The sequence below is a fragment of the Enterobacter pseudoroggenkampii genome (assembly GCF_026420145.1).
In the GTDB taxonomy this organism is placed as follows: Bacteria; Pseudomonadota; Gammaproteobacteria; order Enterobacterales; family Enterobacteriaceae; genus Enterobacter; species Enterobacter pseudoroggenkampii.
The window spans coordinates 24,523-40,258 of record NZ_JAPMLV010000006.1; the positions used below are offsets into that span (position 1 = coordinate 24,523).

The 15,736-nt window shown below is 60.6% G+C and carries 12 protein-coding genes; 7 read left to right on the forward strand and 5 right to left on the reverse strand.

The window, feature by feature from the left end:
* Position 1: 1 nt before the first annotated feature.
* Genes lsrD through lsrA form a run of 3 tightly spaced genes read right to left on the reverse strand, consistent with a single transcriptional unit; the run spans position 2 to position 3,495 of the window.
* On the reverse strand, positions 2 to 979 hold the full coding sequence (gene lsrD / locus OTG14_RS19650; RefSeq protein WP_267215648.1) for an autoinducer 2 ABC transporter permease LsrD: 978 nt from the start codon (positions 977 to 979) through the stop codon (positions 2 to 4).
* A complete protein-coding gene (gene lsrC, locus OTG14_RS19655; RefSeq protein ID WP_048992614.1) occupies positions 980 to 2,011 on the reverse strand; it encodes an autoinducer 2 ABC transporter permease LsrC in 1,032 nt (343 codons plus the stop codon).
* Positions 2,008 to 3,495, reverse strand: a complete 1,488-nt coding sequence (gene lsrA / locus OTG14_RS19660; RefSeq protein WP_061716443.1) for an autoinducer 2 ABC transporter ATP-binding protein LsrA — start codon at positions 3,493 to 3,495, stop codon at positions 2,008 to 2,010. Before lsrA ends, lsrC begins: the two co-directional genes overlap by 4 nt.
* 215 nt (positions 3,496 to 3,710) lie before the next feature.
* Between lsrA and lsrR the strand changes: the two genes are divergently transcribed.
* The 3 genes from lsrR (at position 3,711) to OTG14_RS19675 (ending at position 8,541) form a co-directional block, all read left to right on the forward strand.
* Complete coding sequence (gene lsrR / locus OTG14_RS19665; protein ID WP_003862617.1) at positions 3,711 to 4,682, forward strand: transcriptional regulator LsrR; 972 nt, start codon at positions 3,711 to 3,713, stop codon at positions 4,680 to 4,682.
* Positions 4,683 to 4,715: 33 nt separating this feature from the next.
* Positions 4,716 to 6,344, forward strand: coding sequence for an autoinducer-2 kinase (lsrK, locus tag OTG14_RS19670; protein WP_267215649.1), 1,629 nt, complete (start codon positions 4,716 to 4,718; stop codon positions 6,342 to 6,344).
* 175 nt (positions 6,345 to 6,519) lie between these two features.
* Positions 6,520 to 8,541 carry an NADPH-dependent 2,4-dienoyl-CoA reductase gene (locus OTG14_RS19675; protein ID WP_267215650.1) on the forward strand — a complete coding sequence of 674 codons (2,022 nt, stop codon included), beginning with the start codon at positions 6,520 to 6,522 and terminating at the stop codon, positions 8,539 to 8,541.
* A 120-nt stretch (positions 8,542 to 8,661) separates the two neighbouring features.
* Here OTG14_RS19675 and rlmG read toward each other — a convergent pair whose 3' ends face one another.
* Positions 8,662 to 9,798, reverse strand: coding sequence for a 23S rRNA (guanine(1835)-N(2))-methyltransferase RlmG (gene rlmG / locus OTG14_RS19680; protein WP_090418807.1), 1,137 nt, complete (start codon positions 9,796 to 9,798; stop codon positions 8,662 to 8,664).
* An 83-nt stretch (positions 9,799 to 9,881) separates the two neighbouring features.
* Here rlmG and OTG14_RS19685 point away from each other — a divergent pair, with 83 nt between their 5' ends.
* From OTG14_RS19685 to sstT, 4 genes are all read left to right on the forward strand, one after another.
* Complete coding sequence (locus OTG14_RS19685; protein WP_196346527.1) at positions 9,882 to 10,385, forward strand: YgjP-like metallopeptidase domain-containing protein; 504 nt, start codon at positions 9,882 to 9,884, stop codon at positions 10,383 to 10,385.
* A 70-nt stretch (positions 10,386 to 10,455) separates the two neighbouring features.
* A complete protein-coding gene (locus OTG14_RS19690) occupies positions 10,456 to 11,454 on the forward strand; it encodes a Gfo/Idh/MocA family protein (protein WP_157189766.1) in 999 nt (332 codons plus the stop codon).
* A gap of 251 nt (positions 11,455 to 11,705) precedes the next feature.
* Positions 11,706 to 12,674 (forward strand): TerC family protein, encoded by a 969-nt coding sequence (locus tag OTG14_RS19695; RefSeq protein ID WP_029739669.1) that lies wholly within the window; start codon positions 11,706 to 11,708, stop codon positions 12,672 to 12,674.
* A 237-nt stretch (positions 12,675 to 12,911) separates the two neighbouring features.
* Entirely contained in the window at positions 12,912 to 14,153 is a 1,242-nt protein-coding gene (gene sstT / locus OTG14_RS19700; RefSeq protein WP_267215651.1) for a serine/threonine transporter SstT, read from the forward strand.
* Positions 14,154 to 14,245: 92 nt separating this feature from the next.
* Here the strand turns inward: sstT and OTG14_RS19705 are convergent, their stop codons facing one another.
* The gene (locus OTG14_RS19705; RefSeq protein ID WP_267215652.1) at positions 14,246 to 15,733 is read right to left on the reverse strand and encodes a UxaA family hydrolase; all 1,488 of its coding nucleotides are present in this window, start codon (positions 15,731 to 15,733) and stop codon (positions 14,246 to 14,248) included.
* Between the last annotated feature and the right edge of the window lie 3 nt (positions 15,734 to 15,736).

Consider the following 15,736-nt stretch of genomic DNA (forward strand, 5'->3'; position numbering starts at 1 on the left):
CTTACGCTCCGGATAGTTTTCTAAAGAGAGAACGCACCCACTCGCGGTGCAGACTCAGCGAACGTCCCATCACCACCACAACCAGCAGCGCCCCTGACAGCGCGCTCGACACCTGGTTGGGGATGCCGACCATCTGTAAACCCTGCTGCAGATACCCCACCAACAGCGCCGCCAGCGCTGTACCGACAACCGAACCTGAACCACCGTAGATATTGGCCCCGCCGAGCACGGCGGCGGTGAGCGCGGGCATCAGTAAATCGCGCCCCAGATCCGAACGCGCGGAGCCGAAATAGGAGACCATCACCAGCGCGGCAACCGCGGAGGCTACGCCCACCAGGCCGTACAGCGCGTAGGGCATGCCGTTCACCGACAGCGCCGCATAGCGTGCCGCGCGCGGATTTTGCCCAATCAGGAACAGATGGCGCCCAAAGCGCCCGCGGTGGGTAATGAGCCAGAAGAAGACGGTGATAGCCGCGAACAAGACCAAAGGGATCGGCAGGCCCAACACCGTGAGGTTAGCGAAGGCGGTAAAGCTGTCCGGGAAGCCGCCGATGCCCTCATAGCCCGTCGCCCCCGCCATGCCGGAGAGCAGCAGCGCGCCGCCGCCGTAGAGGTAGAGCGTGCCGAGGGTAATCACCAGCGGGCTGATGCCGGTGTAGTGGATCAGCGCCGCGTTTACCAGCCCGCACAGCAGTCCCAGCAGCAGCGTCAGCGGAACGGCGACCGCCATCGGCCACCCAGCCTGCATCATCACCCCCAGCGCAATCGCGCACAGGCCGATGGTCGAGCCGAGGGAGATGTCGATCCCGCCGCTGATGATCACCAGCGTCAGCGGCAGCGCCACAATGCCGATGCAGATGAAGTCGCTGGTGCTGAACAGCAGCATGTTGATGTCGAGCATGCGCGGGTTGATGGCGCCGAAGAGCAGGATCTCCAGCACCAGCAAAATGAGCAGCGCGCTTTCCCAGTTAAGCCTCATTTACGCCACCTCTTTTTTGCGTTTGGGAAACGGGGTGACGTGCTTCCCCCCTCTGTTACCCGGCTGGAAGCGACCGTACTTCAGCGCCCGCTGATGGCGCGCCAGCGCCTGGCGCAGACGCCCGTCGAGCACCAGCACGCCCAGCAGCACCAGCCCGGCGATAAAGTCGTTCCACCACGCCGGGAGCCTGAACAGCACCAGCACGGTGTCGATTTGCGTCAGGAAGAAGGCGCCGAGCAGCGCGCCAACCAGCGTGCCCGTGCCGCCCAGCAGCGAAATCCCCCCGAGCACGCAGGCGGCGATGGCCTTCATCTCCAGCCCGCTGCCGGTCTGGTTGGGCACAAAACCAATCTGCGCGGCAAAGACGATCCCGGCGCAGGCCGCCAGCACGCCGTTGAGGGTAAAGGCGATCATGCGGGTGCGGTTCACCGCCACGCCCAGCTGCCGCGCGGCAGCGAGGTTATCCCCCACCGCGTAAAAATCACGCCCGAACGCGGTGCGCGACAGCGTCCACGCGCCGGTGACCACGATAATCAACACCACCATACCAAGGGGCGACACGCCGATGGCCGCAGGCTCAGAGAGAGATTTCAACCCCGGCGGCAGCCCTTCAATCCACTTTCCGCCCGTCCAGAGCAGCATCGCTCCACGGTACAGCCCCAGCGTGCCGAGGGTGGCGACAATCGCCGGGATGCGCAGCCCCACCACCAGAAACCCGTTGAATAACCCGGCCAGCGCGCCAACCGTGAGCGCGAAGAGGATGGAAACGGGCAGGCTGTAGCCGCCGTTCAGCGCCACGCCGACGGCGATGGCGGAGAGCCCGACGGTTGAACCCACGGAGACGTCGATATTGCGGGTCAGCATCACCAGCGCCGCGCCGATCGCCAGCAGGATCAGGATCTGCGAGCTGGCGAAGATCATCCCCAGCGTCTGCAAACTCAGGTAGGACGGATTGAGCGCCACCAGCACGGCGAACAGCGCCAGAATGGCGAGAAACGCGCTCAGCTCGCGGTTTTTCAGTAAGGTCTTCATGCTTGCCCTCCGAACGCCAGCGCCATCATTCTGTCGAGGCTGACGGCATGGCGCGGCAGCTCGCCGCTGAGTACGCCCTGATGCATCACCAGCACGCGGTCCGCGAGGCCCGGAAACTCATCGAGATCGCTTGAGATCATCAGCACCGCCACGTTCTGCGCCGCCACGCTTTTGATCAGCTGGTAGATGTCGGCGCGCGCCGAGACGTCCACGCCGCGCGTCGGTTCATCGACGATCAGCAGCAAAGGGTTGGCCTCCAGGCAGCGCGCCAGCAGCACCTTCTGCTGGTTACCGCCGGAGAGCGTGCGCACGGTTTGATCCGCATGGTTGAGCTTGATCCCCAGCGCCCGGTGATAGCGCTCCACCACCGCCGACTCCCGCTTGCGCTGCTGCCAGAGAGACGGCTCGTTCAGCGCCACGGTGTTCCAGCGGATCGGCGCGTCGAGGAACAGGCCGGACACCTGCCTGTCTTCCGGCAGGTAGACCAGCCCTTTTTCCAGGCGTGAACTTACCGGATCGCCGGTGATCTCCTGGTTCTCCAGCCAGACACGGCCCCCGCGCACGGGCCGCAGGCCGTAGAGCGTTTCCGCAAACTCGGTGCGCCCGGATCCCACCAGCCCTGCCAGGCCGACGATCTCGCCGGCGTAGATCTCAAGGCTGAGATCGATAAAGCCTTCCCCGGTAAGATCGTCAACGCGCAGCACCGGGAAATCCTGCGGCTGGGTGCGACGGTTTCCCGGCAGCGCCAGCCACAGCTTTTGCGTATCGCTGAGGGATTTCTCCCGGCTTACCGGCGTCATGGCGGCGATCAGGGCGCTATCGTCAAACTGCGCGGTTTCGCCGCTCAGCACCACCGCGCCGTCGCGCATCACCGAGACATGGCTTGAAAGCATGCGAATTTCCGGCAGCTTATGGGAGATAAAAACAATCCCGACGCCGAGTGTCTGCAGGGCGCGGATCTGGCGGAACAGCCGTTCGGTTTCGCCCGGCGTGAGGGAGGCCGTAGGTTCGTCGAGGATCAGGATCCGGGCGTTGCGCATTAATCCGCGCAGGATCTCCAACATCTGCTGATCCGCCACTTCCAGAGTGCTGGCGGCGGCGTCGAGGTTAAGCTGGCACTGCAGCTGCTGGAGTTTCTCCGCCAGGCACTTTTCAAGATCGCGCTCGCGCGGCAGACGGAACAGGATGTTTTCCCGCACCGTCAGGTTGGGGAACAGCAGCGGCTCCTGCGGCACGAGATAAATGCCAAGCCTGTGCGCCTGAACGGGCGTCAGCCGCGCATATGACTGCCCCTCGACAGAAAGTTCACCGCTGTCAGGCGTTTCGACCCCGGCGATGATTTTCATCAGCGTCGATTTTCCCGCGCCGTTTCCGCCCATCAGGGCGTGCACCTGGCCCGCAAGCAGCGTGAAATCAATGCCTTTAAGAACCGGCACGCCTGAGAACTGCTTGCTGATATTCCGCGCGTCGAGAAGTGAGGTCATCATCGCTCCGCTATTGAACAAATGATTTTTAGATTTAATAATGTTCAAAAGCGTAGACGGTGAACTATATTTACAACCGTGCAGGGATCACAGTTTTATCGATTGAGATTCAGATAAACCAGAAACGATCGAAATGATCCGTTTTGTCGCGTGGCTCACACTTTCCCTTCGCGCCATCACGAACATATGATCTAAATTTTTATAAGAGTTCAACTATGAGCGATAAACGCACTGCGGAAGAAGGACGGTTTGCCGGGCTGGCACTGGCGGAAGAGGAGCTGGTGGCGCGCGTGGCCTGGTGCTACTACCACGACGGGCTGACCCAGAACGATATCGGCGAGCGGCTCGGGCTGCCGCGATTAAAAATCTCCCGTCTGCTGGAGAAGGGCCGTCAGTCCGGGGTGATCCGCGTGCAGATCAACTCCCGCTACGAGGGCTGCCTGGCGCTGGAGACCGAGCTACAGCAGCGCTTTGGCCTGAAGCTGGTGCGCGTGATGCCCGCCCTGAATACGCCGCCGATGAACGTGCGGCTCGGCATTGGCGCGGCGCAGTCGCTGATGGGCGTACTGGAGCCCGGCCAGCTGCTGGCGGTGGGGTTTGGTGAAACCACCATGAGCAGCCTGCAGCACCTGAGCGGCTTTATCAGCTCGCAGCAGATCCGCCTGGTGACGCTCTCCGGCGGCGTCGGGCCGTATATGACCGGTATCGGCCAGCTGGACGCGGCATGCAGTGTCAGCATGATCCCCGCCCCGCTTCGCGTGTCATCCGCCGAGGTGGCCGGGATCTTAAAACGTGAAACCAGCGTGCGGGACGTAATCCTCGCCGCCACCGCTGCCGACGTGGCGGTGGTCGGCATTGGGTCGGTGAACCAGCGCCGTGACGCCACGATACTGCGATCCGGCTATATCAGCGAAGGTGAACAGCTGATGTACGCCCGCAAAGGCGCGGTCGGCGACATTCTCGGCTATTTCCTCAATGCCGAAGGGGAGTGCGTCGAGGAACTGGAGATCCATAAAGAATTACTCGGCGTCTCGCTTGATGAGCTGGCGCAGCTGCCCACCATCGTTGGCGTGGCCGGAGGGGAAGAGAAAGCCGATGCGATTTATGCCGCACTGAAGGGTCGCCGTATCAATGGCCTGGTGACGGAGGAGACGACAGCCCGCGCGGTGCTGGCTCTGGCCAAGTGAGAGCCCGCCCTGCGCTAACAGCGAGGCAAGCTCATGAGTTACCTTTTAGCGTTAGATGCAGGGACCGGCAGCGTTCGCGCCGTGATTTTCGATTTGCAGGGCAACCAGATTGCCGTCGGCCAGGCCGAGTGGAAGCACCTGAACGTAGAGAACGTGCCGGGGTCGATGGAGTTCGACCTCGACACCAACTGGCGGCTGGCCTGCCAGTGCATTCATCAGGCGCTGTCGCGCGCGAATCTGGGCGCGGCGGATATTCAGTCCGTTGCATGCTGCTCCATGCGCGAAGGGATAGTGCTGTATGACCGCAACGGCGAGGCCATCTGGGCCTGCGCCAACGTTGACGCCCGCGCCAGCCGCGAGGTGGCCGAACTCAAAGAGATCCACGACTACCGTTTTGAATCCGAAGTGTATGACGTTTCCGGGCAGACGCTGGCGCTGAGCGCCATGCCGCGCCTGCTGTGGCTGGCACACCATCGCCCGGATATTTACCGCAAGGCCGCGACCATCACCATGATCAGCGACTGGCTGGCGGCGAAGCTCTCCGGCGAGCTGGCGGTCGACCCGTCTAACGCGGGCACCACCGGCATGCTGGATCTCTTCTCCCGCGACTGGCGTCCGGCGCTGCTCGACATGGCCGGGCTGCGCGCCGATATTCTCTCCCCGGTGAAAGAGACCGGCACCGTGCTGGGCGCTATCACCAAAGAGGCCGCGCAGCAAAGCGGCCTGCGCGAAGGCACGCCGGTCGTCATGGGCGGCGGCGACGTACAGCTGGGCTGTCTGGGGCTGGGCGTAGTTCGCGCCGGGCAGACGGCGGTGCTGGGCGGCACCTTCTGGCAGCAGGTGGTGAACCTGCCGCAGGTGCGCACCGACCCCGAGATGAACATCCGCGTCAACCCGCACGTTATCCCCGGCATGGCGCAGGCGGAGTCGATCAGCTTTTTTACCGGGCTGACCATGCGCTGGTTCCGCGACGCCTTCTGCGCGGAGGAAAAGCTGATTGCCGAGCGGATGGGGATGGACACCTACTCCCTGCTGGAAGAGATGGCCAGCCGCGTGCCGGCGGGTTCACACGGGGTGATGCCGATCTTCTCCGACGCCATGCATTTTAAGCAGTGGTACCACGCCGCACCGTCGTTTATTAACCTCTCCATCGACCCGGAAAAATGCAATAAAGCGACGCTGTTCCGCGCACTGGAGGAGAACGCGGCGATCGTCTCGGCCTGCAACCTGGCGCAGATTTCGCGCTTCTCCGGCGTGACGTTTGAGAGCCTGGTGTTTGCCGGTGGCGGTTCGAAAGGCGCGCTGTGGAGCCAGATCTTAAGCGACGTCACCGGCCTGCCGGTGCGCGTGCCGGAAGTGAAGGAGGCGACGGCGCTGGGCTGCGCCATTGCGGCAGGCGTTGGCGCAGGGCTGTTTGCCGATATGGCCTCGACGGGCGAGCGGCTGGTGAAATGGAGCCGCGAATTCACGCCAAACCCGATACATCGCGAGCTGTACGACGGCATGATGCAGAAATGGCAGGCGGTATATGCGGACCAGCTTGGGTTGGTGGACAGCGGGCTGACGACATCGATGTGGCAGGCACCGGGGTTAGTAAAAACCCATACCCCTCACCCTGCCCCTCTCCCCATAGGGGAGAGGGAAAAAACCAGATCGAGCTGATTCTTTAAGGCCGCACCGGCCAGTCCCCTCTCCCCTCCGGGGAGAGGGTTAGGGTGAGGGGAAGTTCTTTGAGATCTATCACAATCATTCGATCCCGCTTTTACCTTTCTGCTGCCGCTGGCTAAATTAGTAACTCATCCGACCACATAACAATAATTTTACACTGGAAGAGACTATGAGCCGCTACCCGTCGTTATTCGCCCCTCTCGATCTGGGGTTCACCACACTCAAAAACCGCGTGTTGATGGGGTCGATGCACACCGGGCTGGAGGAGCACCCGGACGGGGCCGAGCGTCTGGCGGCTTTCTATGCCGAGCGCGCCCGCCACGGGGTGGCGCTGATCGTCACCGGCGGCGTGGCACCTGCCCCTTCCGGCGTGGGCATGGAGGGCGGCGCGGTCCTGAACGATGCGTCACAGCTGCCGCACCACCGCATTGTGACCGACGCGGTACACCGCGAGGGCGGCAAAATCGCCCTGCAAATTCTGCACACCGGACGCTACAGCTATCAGCCGAATCTGGTCGCGCCGTCGGCTCTTCAGGCGCCGATTAACCGTTTTAAACCTCACGCCCTCACCCACGACGAGATCCTGGCGCTGATTGACGACTTCGCCCGCTGCGCGGCGCTTGCGCGCGAGGCGGGCTACGACGGCGTTGAGGTGATGGGCTCAGAAGGCTACCTGATCAACGAGTTTCTCGCCGCCCGCACCAACCACCGTGAAGACGAATGGGGCGGCGACTATGCCCGCCGGATGCGCTTTGCCGTGGAGGTGGTGCGCGCGGTGCGCGAACGTGCAGGGGCTGATTTTATTATCGTCTTCCGCCTGTCGATGCTCGACCTGGTGGAGGGCGGCGGGACGTTCGATGAAACCGTGCAGCTGGCGCAGGCGATTGAAGCCGCAGGTGCCACCATTATCAACACCGGCATCGGCTGGCACGAGGCGCGCATCCCGACCATCGCCACGCCGGTGCCGCGCGCGGCGTTCAGCTGGGTGACGCGCAGGCTGAAAGGGAAAGTGTCTGTTCCGCTGGTCACCACCAACCGCATTAACGATCCGCAGGTGGCGGACGATGTGATTTCACGCGGCGACGCCGACATGGTCTCAATGGCGCGGCCGTTCCTTGCCGATGCCGAGCTGCTCTCCAAAGCGCAAAGCGGCCGTGCGGATGAGATCAACACCTGCATCGGCTGTAACCAGGCCTGCCTGGATCAGATCTTCGTCGGTAAGGTCACCTCATGCCTGGTTAACCCGCGCGCCTGCCACGAAACCAAAATGCCGGTGATCCCGGCGACAGCGAAAAAACGCCTGGCGGTTGTCGGCGCAGGGCCTGCGGGCCTGGCGTTTGCGGTCAATGCCGCCTCGCGCGGGCACAGCGTAACGCTGTTTGATGCGCTGGGGGAGATTGGCGGGCAGTTTAATATCGCCAAACAGATCCCCGGCAAAGAGGAGTTCTACGAAACGCTGCGCTACTACCGCCGGATGATCGAGCTGACGGGCGTCGAGCTGCGGCTTAACCAGTTTGTCCGCGCGGCGGATCTGACTGATTTCGATGAGGTGATCCTGGCGAGCGGGATCGTACCGCGCACACCTGCGATCGAGGGTATCGATCATCCGAAGGTGTTGAGCTATCTGGATGTATTGCGAGACAAAACGCCGGTTGGCGAGAAGGTGGCGATTATCGGCTGCGGCGGGATCGGCTTTGATACCGCCATGTATTTAAGCCAGCCGGGCGAAGCCACCAGCCAGAACATTGCCGAGTTTTGCGTGGAATGGGGCATTGATACCAGCCTCAGCCAGTCCGGCGGCCTGCGCCCGGAAGGGCCGCAGCTGCCGAAAAGTCCGCGCCAGATCGTGATGCTGCAGCGTAAAGCCAGCAAGCCGGGCGAAGGGCTGGGTAAAACCACGGGCTGGATCCACCGCGCCACCCTGCTCTCGCGCGGGGTGAAGATGATCCCAGCGGTGAGCTACGAGAAGATCGACGACGAGGGTCTGCACGTCACGATCGGCGGCGAACCGCAGCTGCTGCGCGTGGATCATGTCATTTTATGTGCCGGGCAGGAGCCAAAGCGCGATCTGGCGGATCCGCTGCGCGAAGCCGGTAAAACGGTGCATCTGATTGGCGGGTGCGACGTGGCGATGGAGCTGGACGCGCGGCGCGCGATTGCGCAGGGGACAAAACTGGCGCTGAGTATTTAACGGCATCGCCCGGTGGGGGGGTAAAAGCAAAACGGCAACCGGGTTGCCGTTTTTAGTGTTTGCACCCTCTCCCTGTGGGAGAGGGTCGGGGTGAGGGCATCAGGCCGCACATACCCAATCTTACCGACGACGTCCCAGCTTCACCGACTTCAGCACCACAAACTTATTGTTCGTCGCAATGGTGACGCAGTTGCCGAAAATCTTCTTCAGCTTGTGGAAGTAGTCCAGGTGGCGGTTCGCCACGATGTACAGCTCGCCGTTGATTTTCAGGCAACGGCGCGCGTGGTGAAACATTTCCCACGCAACGTTATCCGTCAGGGCGTGCTTCTGGTGGAACGGCGGGTTACAGAACACGGCGTTGAAGCGGAACGGCTCTACGCCAGACAGCGCGTTGTTGATCATAAACTCGCAGCGGTCCAGCGCGTCCGGCATGTTGGTTTCCACGTTCAGACGGCTGGAGGCCACCGCCATCGGCGACTCGTCGCTGAACACCACGCTGGCTTCCGGGTTCTTCGCCAGCAGCGTCAGGCCGATCACACCGTTGCCGCAGCCCAGGTCGACAATCTCACCTTCCAGATTTTCCGGCAGATGTTCCATAAAGAAGCGCGCGCCGATATCCAGACCGGTGCGGGAGAAGACGTTCGCGTGGTTATGGATGGTCCAGTCAGTCCCTTCCAGCTTCCAGCTCAGCGTTTCTGGCGCGTCGGCCAGCTCCGGTGCGCTGAAGGTGCAGTTGATCAGGCGCGCTTTTTTCCAGGCCAGCGTGGTGGTGGTCGGGCCGAGGACTTTCTCGAACAGCTCCAGCGTCGAAGTATGAATATCGCGCGCTTTGGCACCCGCGATGATGCGCGTATCCGGCGTCACGACCTTACGCAGCGCGCGCAGCTGCTGCTCCAGCAGCGCCATGGTTTTTGGCACTTTGATCAGCACCACGCCGGGCGCCTGCGGGTAGTCCGAGGTGCTGTCGAGAAACTTCACGCTGGACTCTTCGATGTCGTTATGGCGCAGGTTTTCACGCGTCGCCAGCTCGCTCAGGTAGGAATCGCCGATGCTGTATGGCGTGTGCTCCGCCAGGGCGCATCCCAGCGCGCCAAACGCGTCATTCAGGATCAAAACCGGGCCGCGGATTTCAGTGTCATCCAACTGCTGCAGCAGATATTCATCCGCTGCTTCCCACGCCTGAAGCGGGTTAACGTCGTCCGTTTCCGGGAAACGTTTAAGGTTGAGTGAACGGAAACCGTTGTCTAAGTGGCTCATCGGCCCTCCTGAATGGTAAAATTTGGCGTATCCCTGAAAAGGGTGCGTGAGTATACCCGTTTTCGCATTAATTTGGGCTTTTGATGAACCAACTTACTTATCTCCAGGGCTATCCGGAGCATTTACTGACTCAGGTTCACAGCCTGATTGCCGAGCAGAAGCTGGGCGCGGTGCTGGAAAAACGCTACCCCGGCACCCACGATTTCGCGACCGATAAGGCCCTCTGGCAGTATACGCAGGATCTCAAAAACCGGTATCTGAAGAGCGCCCCGCCGATCAACAAGGTGATGTACGACAACAAGATCCACGTGCTGAAAAACGCGCTCGGCCTGCACACCGCCGTCTCTCGCGTGCAGGGCGGTAAGCTGAAGGCGAAGGCCGAAATCCGCGTCGCGACGGTTTTCCGCAACGCGCCGGAAGCCTTTCTGCGGATGATCGTCGTCCATGAGCTGGCACACCTGAAAGAGAAAGAGCACGACAAAGCGTTCTATTCCCTGTGCTGCCACATGGAGCCGCAGTACCACCAGCTGGAGTTTGATACCCGTCTGTGGCTTACGCATTTATCGTTAAAAGGTAATGCGGAATAGCGCACGCGAATTGTCATGATGACGTGCTACAGTGGCTAAAGGTTCCCCGCTACGGAGTACGTAAACGTTTATGATACGTTTCGCAGTCATTGGAACGAACTGGATCACGCGCCAGTTCGTCGACGCCGCCCACGAAACCGGCAAACTGAAACTTACCGCAGTCTATTCCCGCAGCCTTGAGCAGGCGCAGAGTTTTGCCAACGACTACCTCGTCGAGCATCTCTTCACCTCGCTTGATGAGATGGCGCAAAGTGACGCCATTGACGCGGTCTATATTGCCAGCCCGAACTCCCTGCACTTCCCGCAAACGAAGCTGTTCCTCAGCCATAAAAAGCATGTGATTTGCGAGAAGCCGCTGGCGTCGAACATCGATGAAGTCGAAGCCGCCATTGCGCTTGCCCGCGAAAACCAGGTGGTGCTGTTCGAAGCCTTCAAAACCGCCAGCCTGCCGAACTTCCTGCTGCTGCAGCAGTCGCTGCCGAAAATTGGCAAAGTGCGTAAAGCCTTTATCAACTACTGCCAGTACTCGTCGCGCTACCAGCGCTATCTGGACGGCGAGAACCCGAATACCTTTAACCCGGCCTTCTCTAATGGTTCGATTATGGATATCGGCTTCTACTGTCTGGCCTCTGCCGTGGCCCTGTGGGGCGAGCCGCACGGCGTGACGGCTACCGCCAGCCTGCTGGAGAGCGGCGTGGATGCGCACGGTTTAGCGGTGCTGGACTACGGTGATTTCAGCGTCACGCTACAGCACTCCAAGGTGAGCGATTCCGTGCTGCCGAGCGAAATTCAGGGCGAGGCGGGCTCGCTGGTTATCGAGAAGATCTCCGAGTGTCAGAAAGTGAGCTTTGTGCCGCGCGGCGGCAAAGCGCAGGAGCTGACGCAGCCTCAGCATATTAACACTATGCTCTATGAGGCAGAGGTCTTCGCCCGTCTGGTGGAAGACAACGAAGTGAATCACCCTGGCCTGGCGGTGAGCCGCACCACGGCGAAGCTGCAAACGGAGATCCGCCGCCAGACCGGCGTGGTGTTCCCGGCAGACGGCATCAGCGCGGAAGCGATCGCGTAAAGCTGTGTAATGAAACGGTGCAGACCATTGACGAAACCGATGGTCTGACATATTTTGTTACCTGCAAAGGGGAGTAACTTCTTCGCCGGTGGATCGTCATTACGATGCGTGCAATACCGCATCCGGTCGCCGGGCAACCCTCGTGGTTGTAAGTGAGACCTTGCCGGAAGGCGAGGTCTATGCATAAAAAGCTAACGGCTATCGTCTTCTGACCATGGCCGTTTTTGTTTTTTATGTGTAAGGAAAATAGTATGCATTCTGTCGGCACTCCAATGTTGTGGGGCGGATTCGCGGTTGTCGTGCTCATCATGCTGGCGATCGACCTCTTTTTGCAGGGGCGTCGCGGCGCACACGGCATGAGCATCAAACAGGCTGCGGCCTGGTCTCTGGTGTGGGTCACCCTCTCCCTGCTGTTCTGTGCCGCCTTCTGGTGGTATCTGGCCTCGACCGAAGGCCGCGCGGTTGCCGATCCTCAGGCCCTCGCCTTCCTCACTGGCTATCTGATTGAAAAAGCCCTGGCGGTCGATAACGTCTTCGTCTGGCTGATGCTGTTCAGCTATTTCGCCGTGCCTGCGGCCCTGCAGCGCCGCGTGCTGGTCTACGGCGTGCTGGGGGCGATTATCCTGCGTACCATAATGATCTTCGCTGGCAGCTGGTTGATTACCCAGTTCGAATGGCTGCTGTACGTCTTCGGCGCGTTCCTGCTGTTCACCGGGGTCAAAATGGCGCTGGCGAAAGAGGACGGCTCTGCGATTGGCGATCGCCCGCTGGTGAAGTGGATCCGTGGACACCTGCGCATGACCGACAAGATTGAGAGCGAGCACTTCTTCGTGCGCAAGAATGGCCTGCTGTTTGCCACCCCGCTGCTGCTGGTGCTGATTCTGGTTGAGCTGAGCGACGTGATTTTCGCCGTGGACAGCATTCCGGCCATTTTTGCGGTCACCACCGACCCGTTCATCGTCCTGACCTCAAACCTGTTCGCCATCCTCGGCCTGCGTGCGATGTACTTCCTGCTGGCAGGCGCGGCGGAGCGCTTCTCGATGCTGAAGTACGGCCTGTCGGTAATCCTGGTGTTTATCGGTATCAAGATGCTGATCGTCGATTTCTACCATATCCCGATCGCCATTTCGCTCGGCGTGGTGTTTGGCATTCTGATCGTGACGCTGATTATCAATACCTGGGTTAACCGCCAGCACGATAAGAAGCAGCAGGTGGAGTAAAACGTTCGGTGCGGGGTGATGCCCTCACCCCGGCCCTCTCCCACAGGGAGAGGGTGAACACACATTTGTAACGCAGTAGTTAAAAAACATGACGCACCACGTAAAATCCAGCATTTTACGCTTCCCTCCCAAGCCACTTTCCCTATACTCGACCAGGCAAACATTTACTTACATCCGGACATAAATGTGACTAAGAGCACATCCGGGATGGAACGCAATTTCACTTAAGGAACACCTATGACTACATCCTCGTCTGGTCTGTTTGCGCGCCTCTCGCGCGGCAGCCTTGTTAAGCAAATACTGGTTGGCCTTGTGCTCGGCGTCGCGCTGGCACTGATCTCAAAACCTGCCGCCGAGGCCACTGGCCTGCTCGGCACACTGTTCGTCGGCGCACTGAAAGCGGTCGCGCCGGTTCTGGTTTTGACGCTGGTGATGGCCTCAATCGCCAACCACCAGCAGGGGCAGAAAACCAATATTCGCCCGATTCTGTGGATGTATCTGCTGGGGACGTTCTCGGCCGCGCTGACGGCGGTTGTCGTGAGCTTTATCTTCCCGTCCACGCTGCAACTGACCACCGGCGCGACCGACATTACGCCGCCCGCGGGTATTGTTGAGGTGATGCACGGCCTGCTGATGAGCATTGTCGCCAACCCGATCCATGCGCTGATTAACGCGAACTACATCGGGATTCTGGTATGGGCCGTCGGTCTGGGCTTCGCTCTGCGCCACAGCAACGACACGACCAAAAACCTGGTTAACGATCTTTCTCACGCCGTAACCTTTATCGTGACGGTGGTCATCCGCTTTGCGCCGATTGGTATTTTTGGCCTCGTGGCATCCACGCTGGCTACCACCGGTTTCGGCGCGCTGTGGGGCTATGCGCAGCTGCTGCTGGTGCTGATTGGCTGTATGGCCGTCGTGGCACTGGTGATTAATCCGCTGCTGGTGTTTCTGCAGACCCGTCGGAACCCGTACCCGCTGGTGCTGATGTGCCTGCGCGAAAGCGGAGTGACAGCCTTCTTCACCCGCAGCTCGGCGGCAAACATTCCGGTCAACATGTCCCTGTGTGAGAAGCTGAACCTGGACCGCGATACCTACTCCGTATCCATTCCGCTGGGTGCGACCGTCAATATGGCGGGAGCGGCCATCACCATTACGGTGCTTACGCTGGCCGCGGTGCATACGCTGGGTATTCCGGTGGATCTGCCAACCGCGCTGCTGCTGAGCGTGGTAGCCTCGCTGTGTGCCTGCGGCGCATCCGGCGTGGCGGGCGGTTCCCTGCTGCTGATCCCGCTGGCATGTAATATGTTCGGCATCCCGAACGAGATCGCCATGCAGGTGGTTGCGGTGGGCTTTATCATCGGCGTATTGCAGGACTCCTGCGAGACGGCGATTAACTCCTCCACCGACGTGATGTTCACCGCCGCCGTGTGCCAGGCGGAAGACGCGCGTTTAGCGAAGAACGCCCTACGAGGTTAACAGCAAAACGGCAACCCTGAGGTTGCCGTTTTTAGTGTTTGTACCCTCTCCCCGTGGGAGAGGGCCAGGGTGAGGGCATCAGGCCGCACCGATTAAAGCGTCACACCACTCTTAAAGATCGCCAGCTCGCGGAAATCGTTCTTCTCGTTGCAGGTCTGCTTGCCGTTAGCAATTTCCACGATAGCGTCCACGAACTCCGTCAGCAGCTGCGGCATCGCTTTGCCGTGGATAAGCTGCCCGGCATCAAAGTCTATCCAGTGTTTTTTCTTCGCCGCCAGCTCGCTGTTGGTGGCGATTTTCACCGTCGGCACAAAACCGCCGTACGGCGTGCCGCGCCCGGTGCTGAACAGCACCATATGGCAGCCGGCTCCCGCCAGCGCGCTGGTGGCGACAGCATCGTTGCCCGGTGCGCTCAGCAGGTTCAGACCGTGCGTTTTCAAGCGCTCGCCGTAGCGCAGAACGTCAACCACCTGGCTCGCGCCCGCTTTCTGGGTGCAGCCGAGGGATTTCTCTTCCAGCGTGGTGATCCCGCCCGCTTTGTTACCCGGAGACGGGTTTTCATAAATGGGCTGATTGTGGGCAATGAAGTACTGTTTGAAGTCGTTCACCATGGTGACGGTTTTCTCAAACGTCTCCTCGTCGCGGCAGTGGCTCATCAGAATACGTTCCGCGCCGAACATTTCCGGCACTTCGGTCAGCACCGTCGTGCCGCCGTTAGCAATCATATAGTCCGAGAAGCGACCCAGCATCGGGTTGGCGGTGATACCGGACAGGCCGTCAGACCCGCCGCACTCCAGACCAAACTTCAGCTCGCTCAGCTTGCCCGGCTCGCGCTTGTCGTGGCGCATCACGTTATACAGCTGGTGCAGCTGCTCAACGCCCGCTTCCACTTCGTCGTCCTGGTGCTGGCACACCATAAAATGCACGCGCTCAGGGTCGAATTCCCCCAGCGTTTCGCGGAAGGCGTCCACCTGGTTGTTCTCGCAGCCCAGGCCAATCACCAGCACCGCGCCCGCGTTCGGGTGACGCACCATGTTTTGCAGCATGGTGCGGGTATTAATGTGGTCATCACCCAGCTGGGAGCAGCCGTAGGTGTGGCTAAACAGATGTACCCCGTCGGTGCCTTCGGCATCGTGAGTCTCTTTCAGGAAGCGCGTCTGGATCTGACGCGCAATCCCGTTCACGCAGCCGACGGTCGGGAGGATCCACAGCTCGTTGCGGATCCCCACGTCGCCATTGGCGCGGCGGTAGATCTGCACGTCACGATCCGCCGCCTGCTCTTGTGCCGCAGGTAAATCAGGTTGATAGCTGTACTCGTCCAGATCGCTCAGATTGGTGCGGGTATTATGGGAATGAATATGTTCACCCGGCACGATATCCGCCAGCGCATGCCCAATCGGAAGACCGTACTTAATGACGTTGTCCCCTTTAGCGAGAGGCTTCACGGCAAACTTGTGTCCGCGAGCAATCGCCTGACGCAGGGTGACGCTCTGGTTATCAACGGTCACCACGTCGCCTTCAGCGAGATCCGTCAGCGCGACGGCCACGTTATCCAGCGAATGGATTTTGATGTATTGCATATC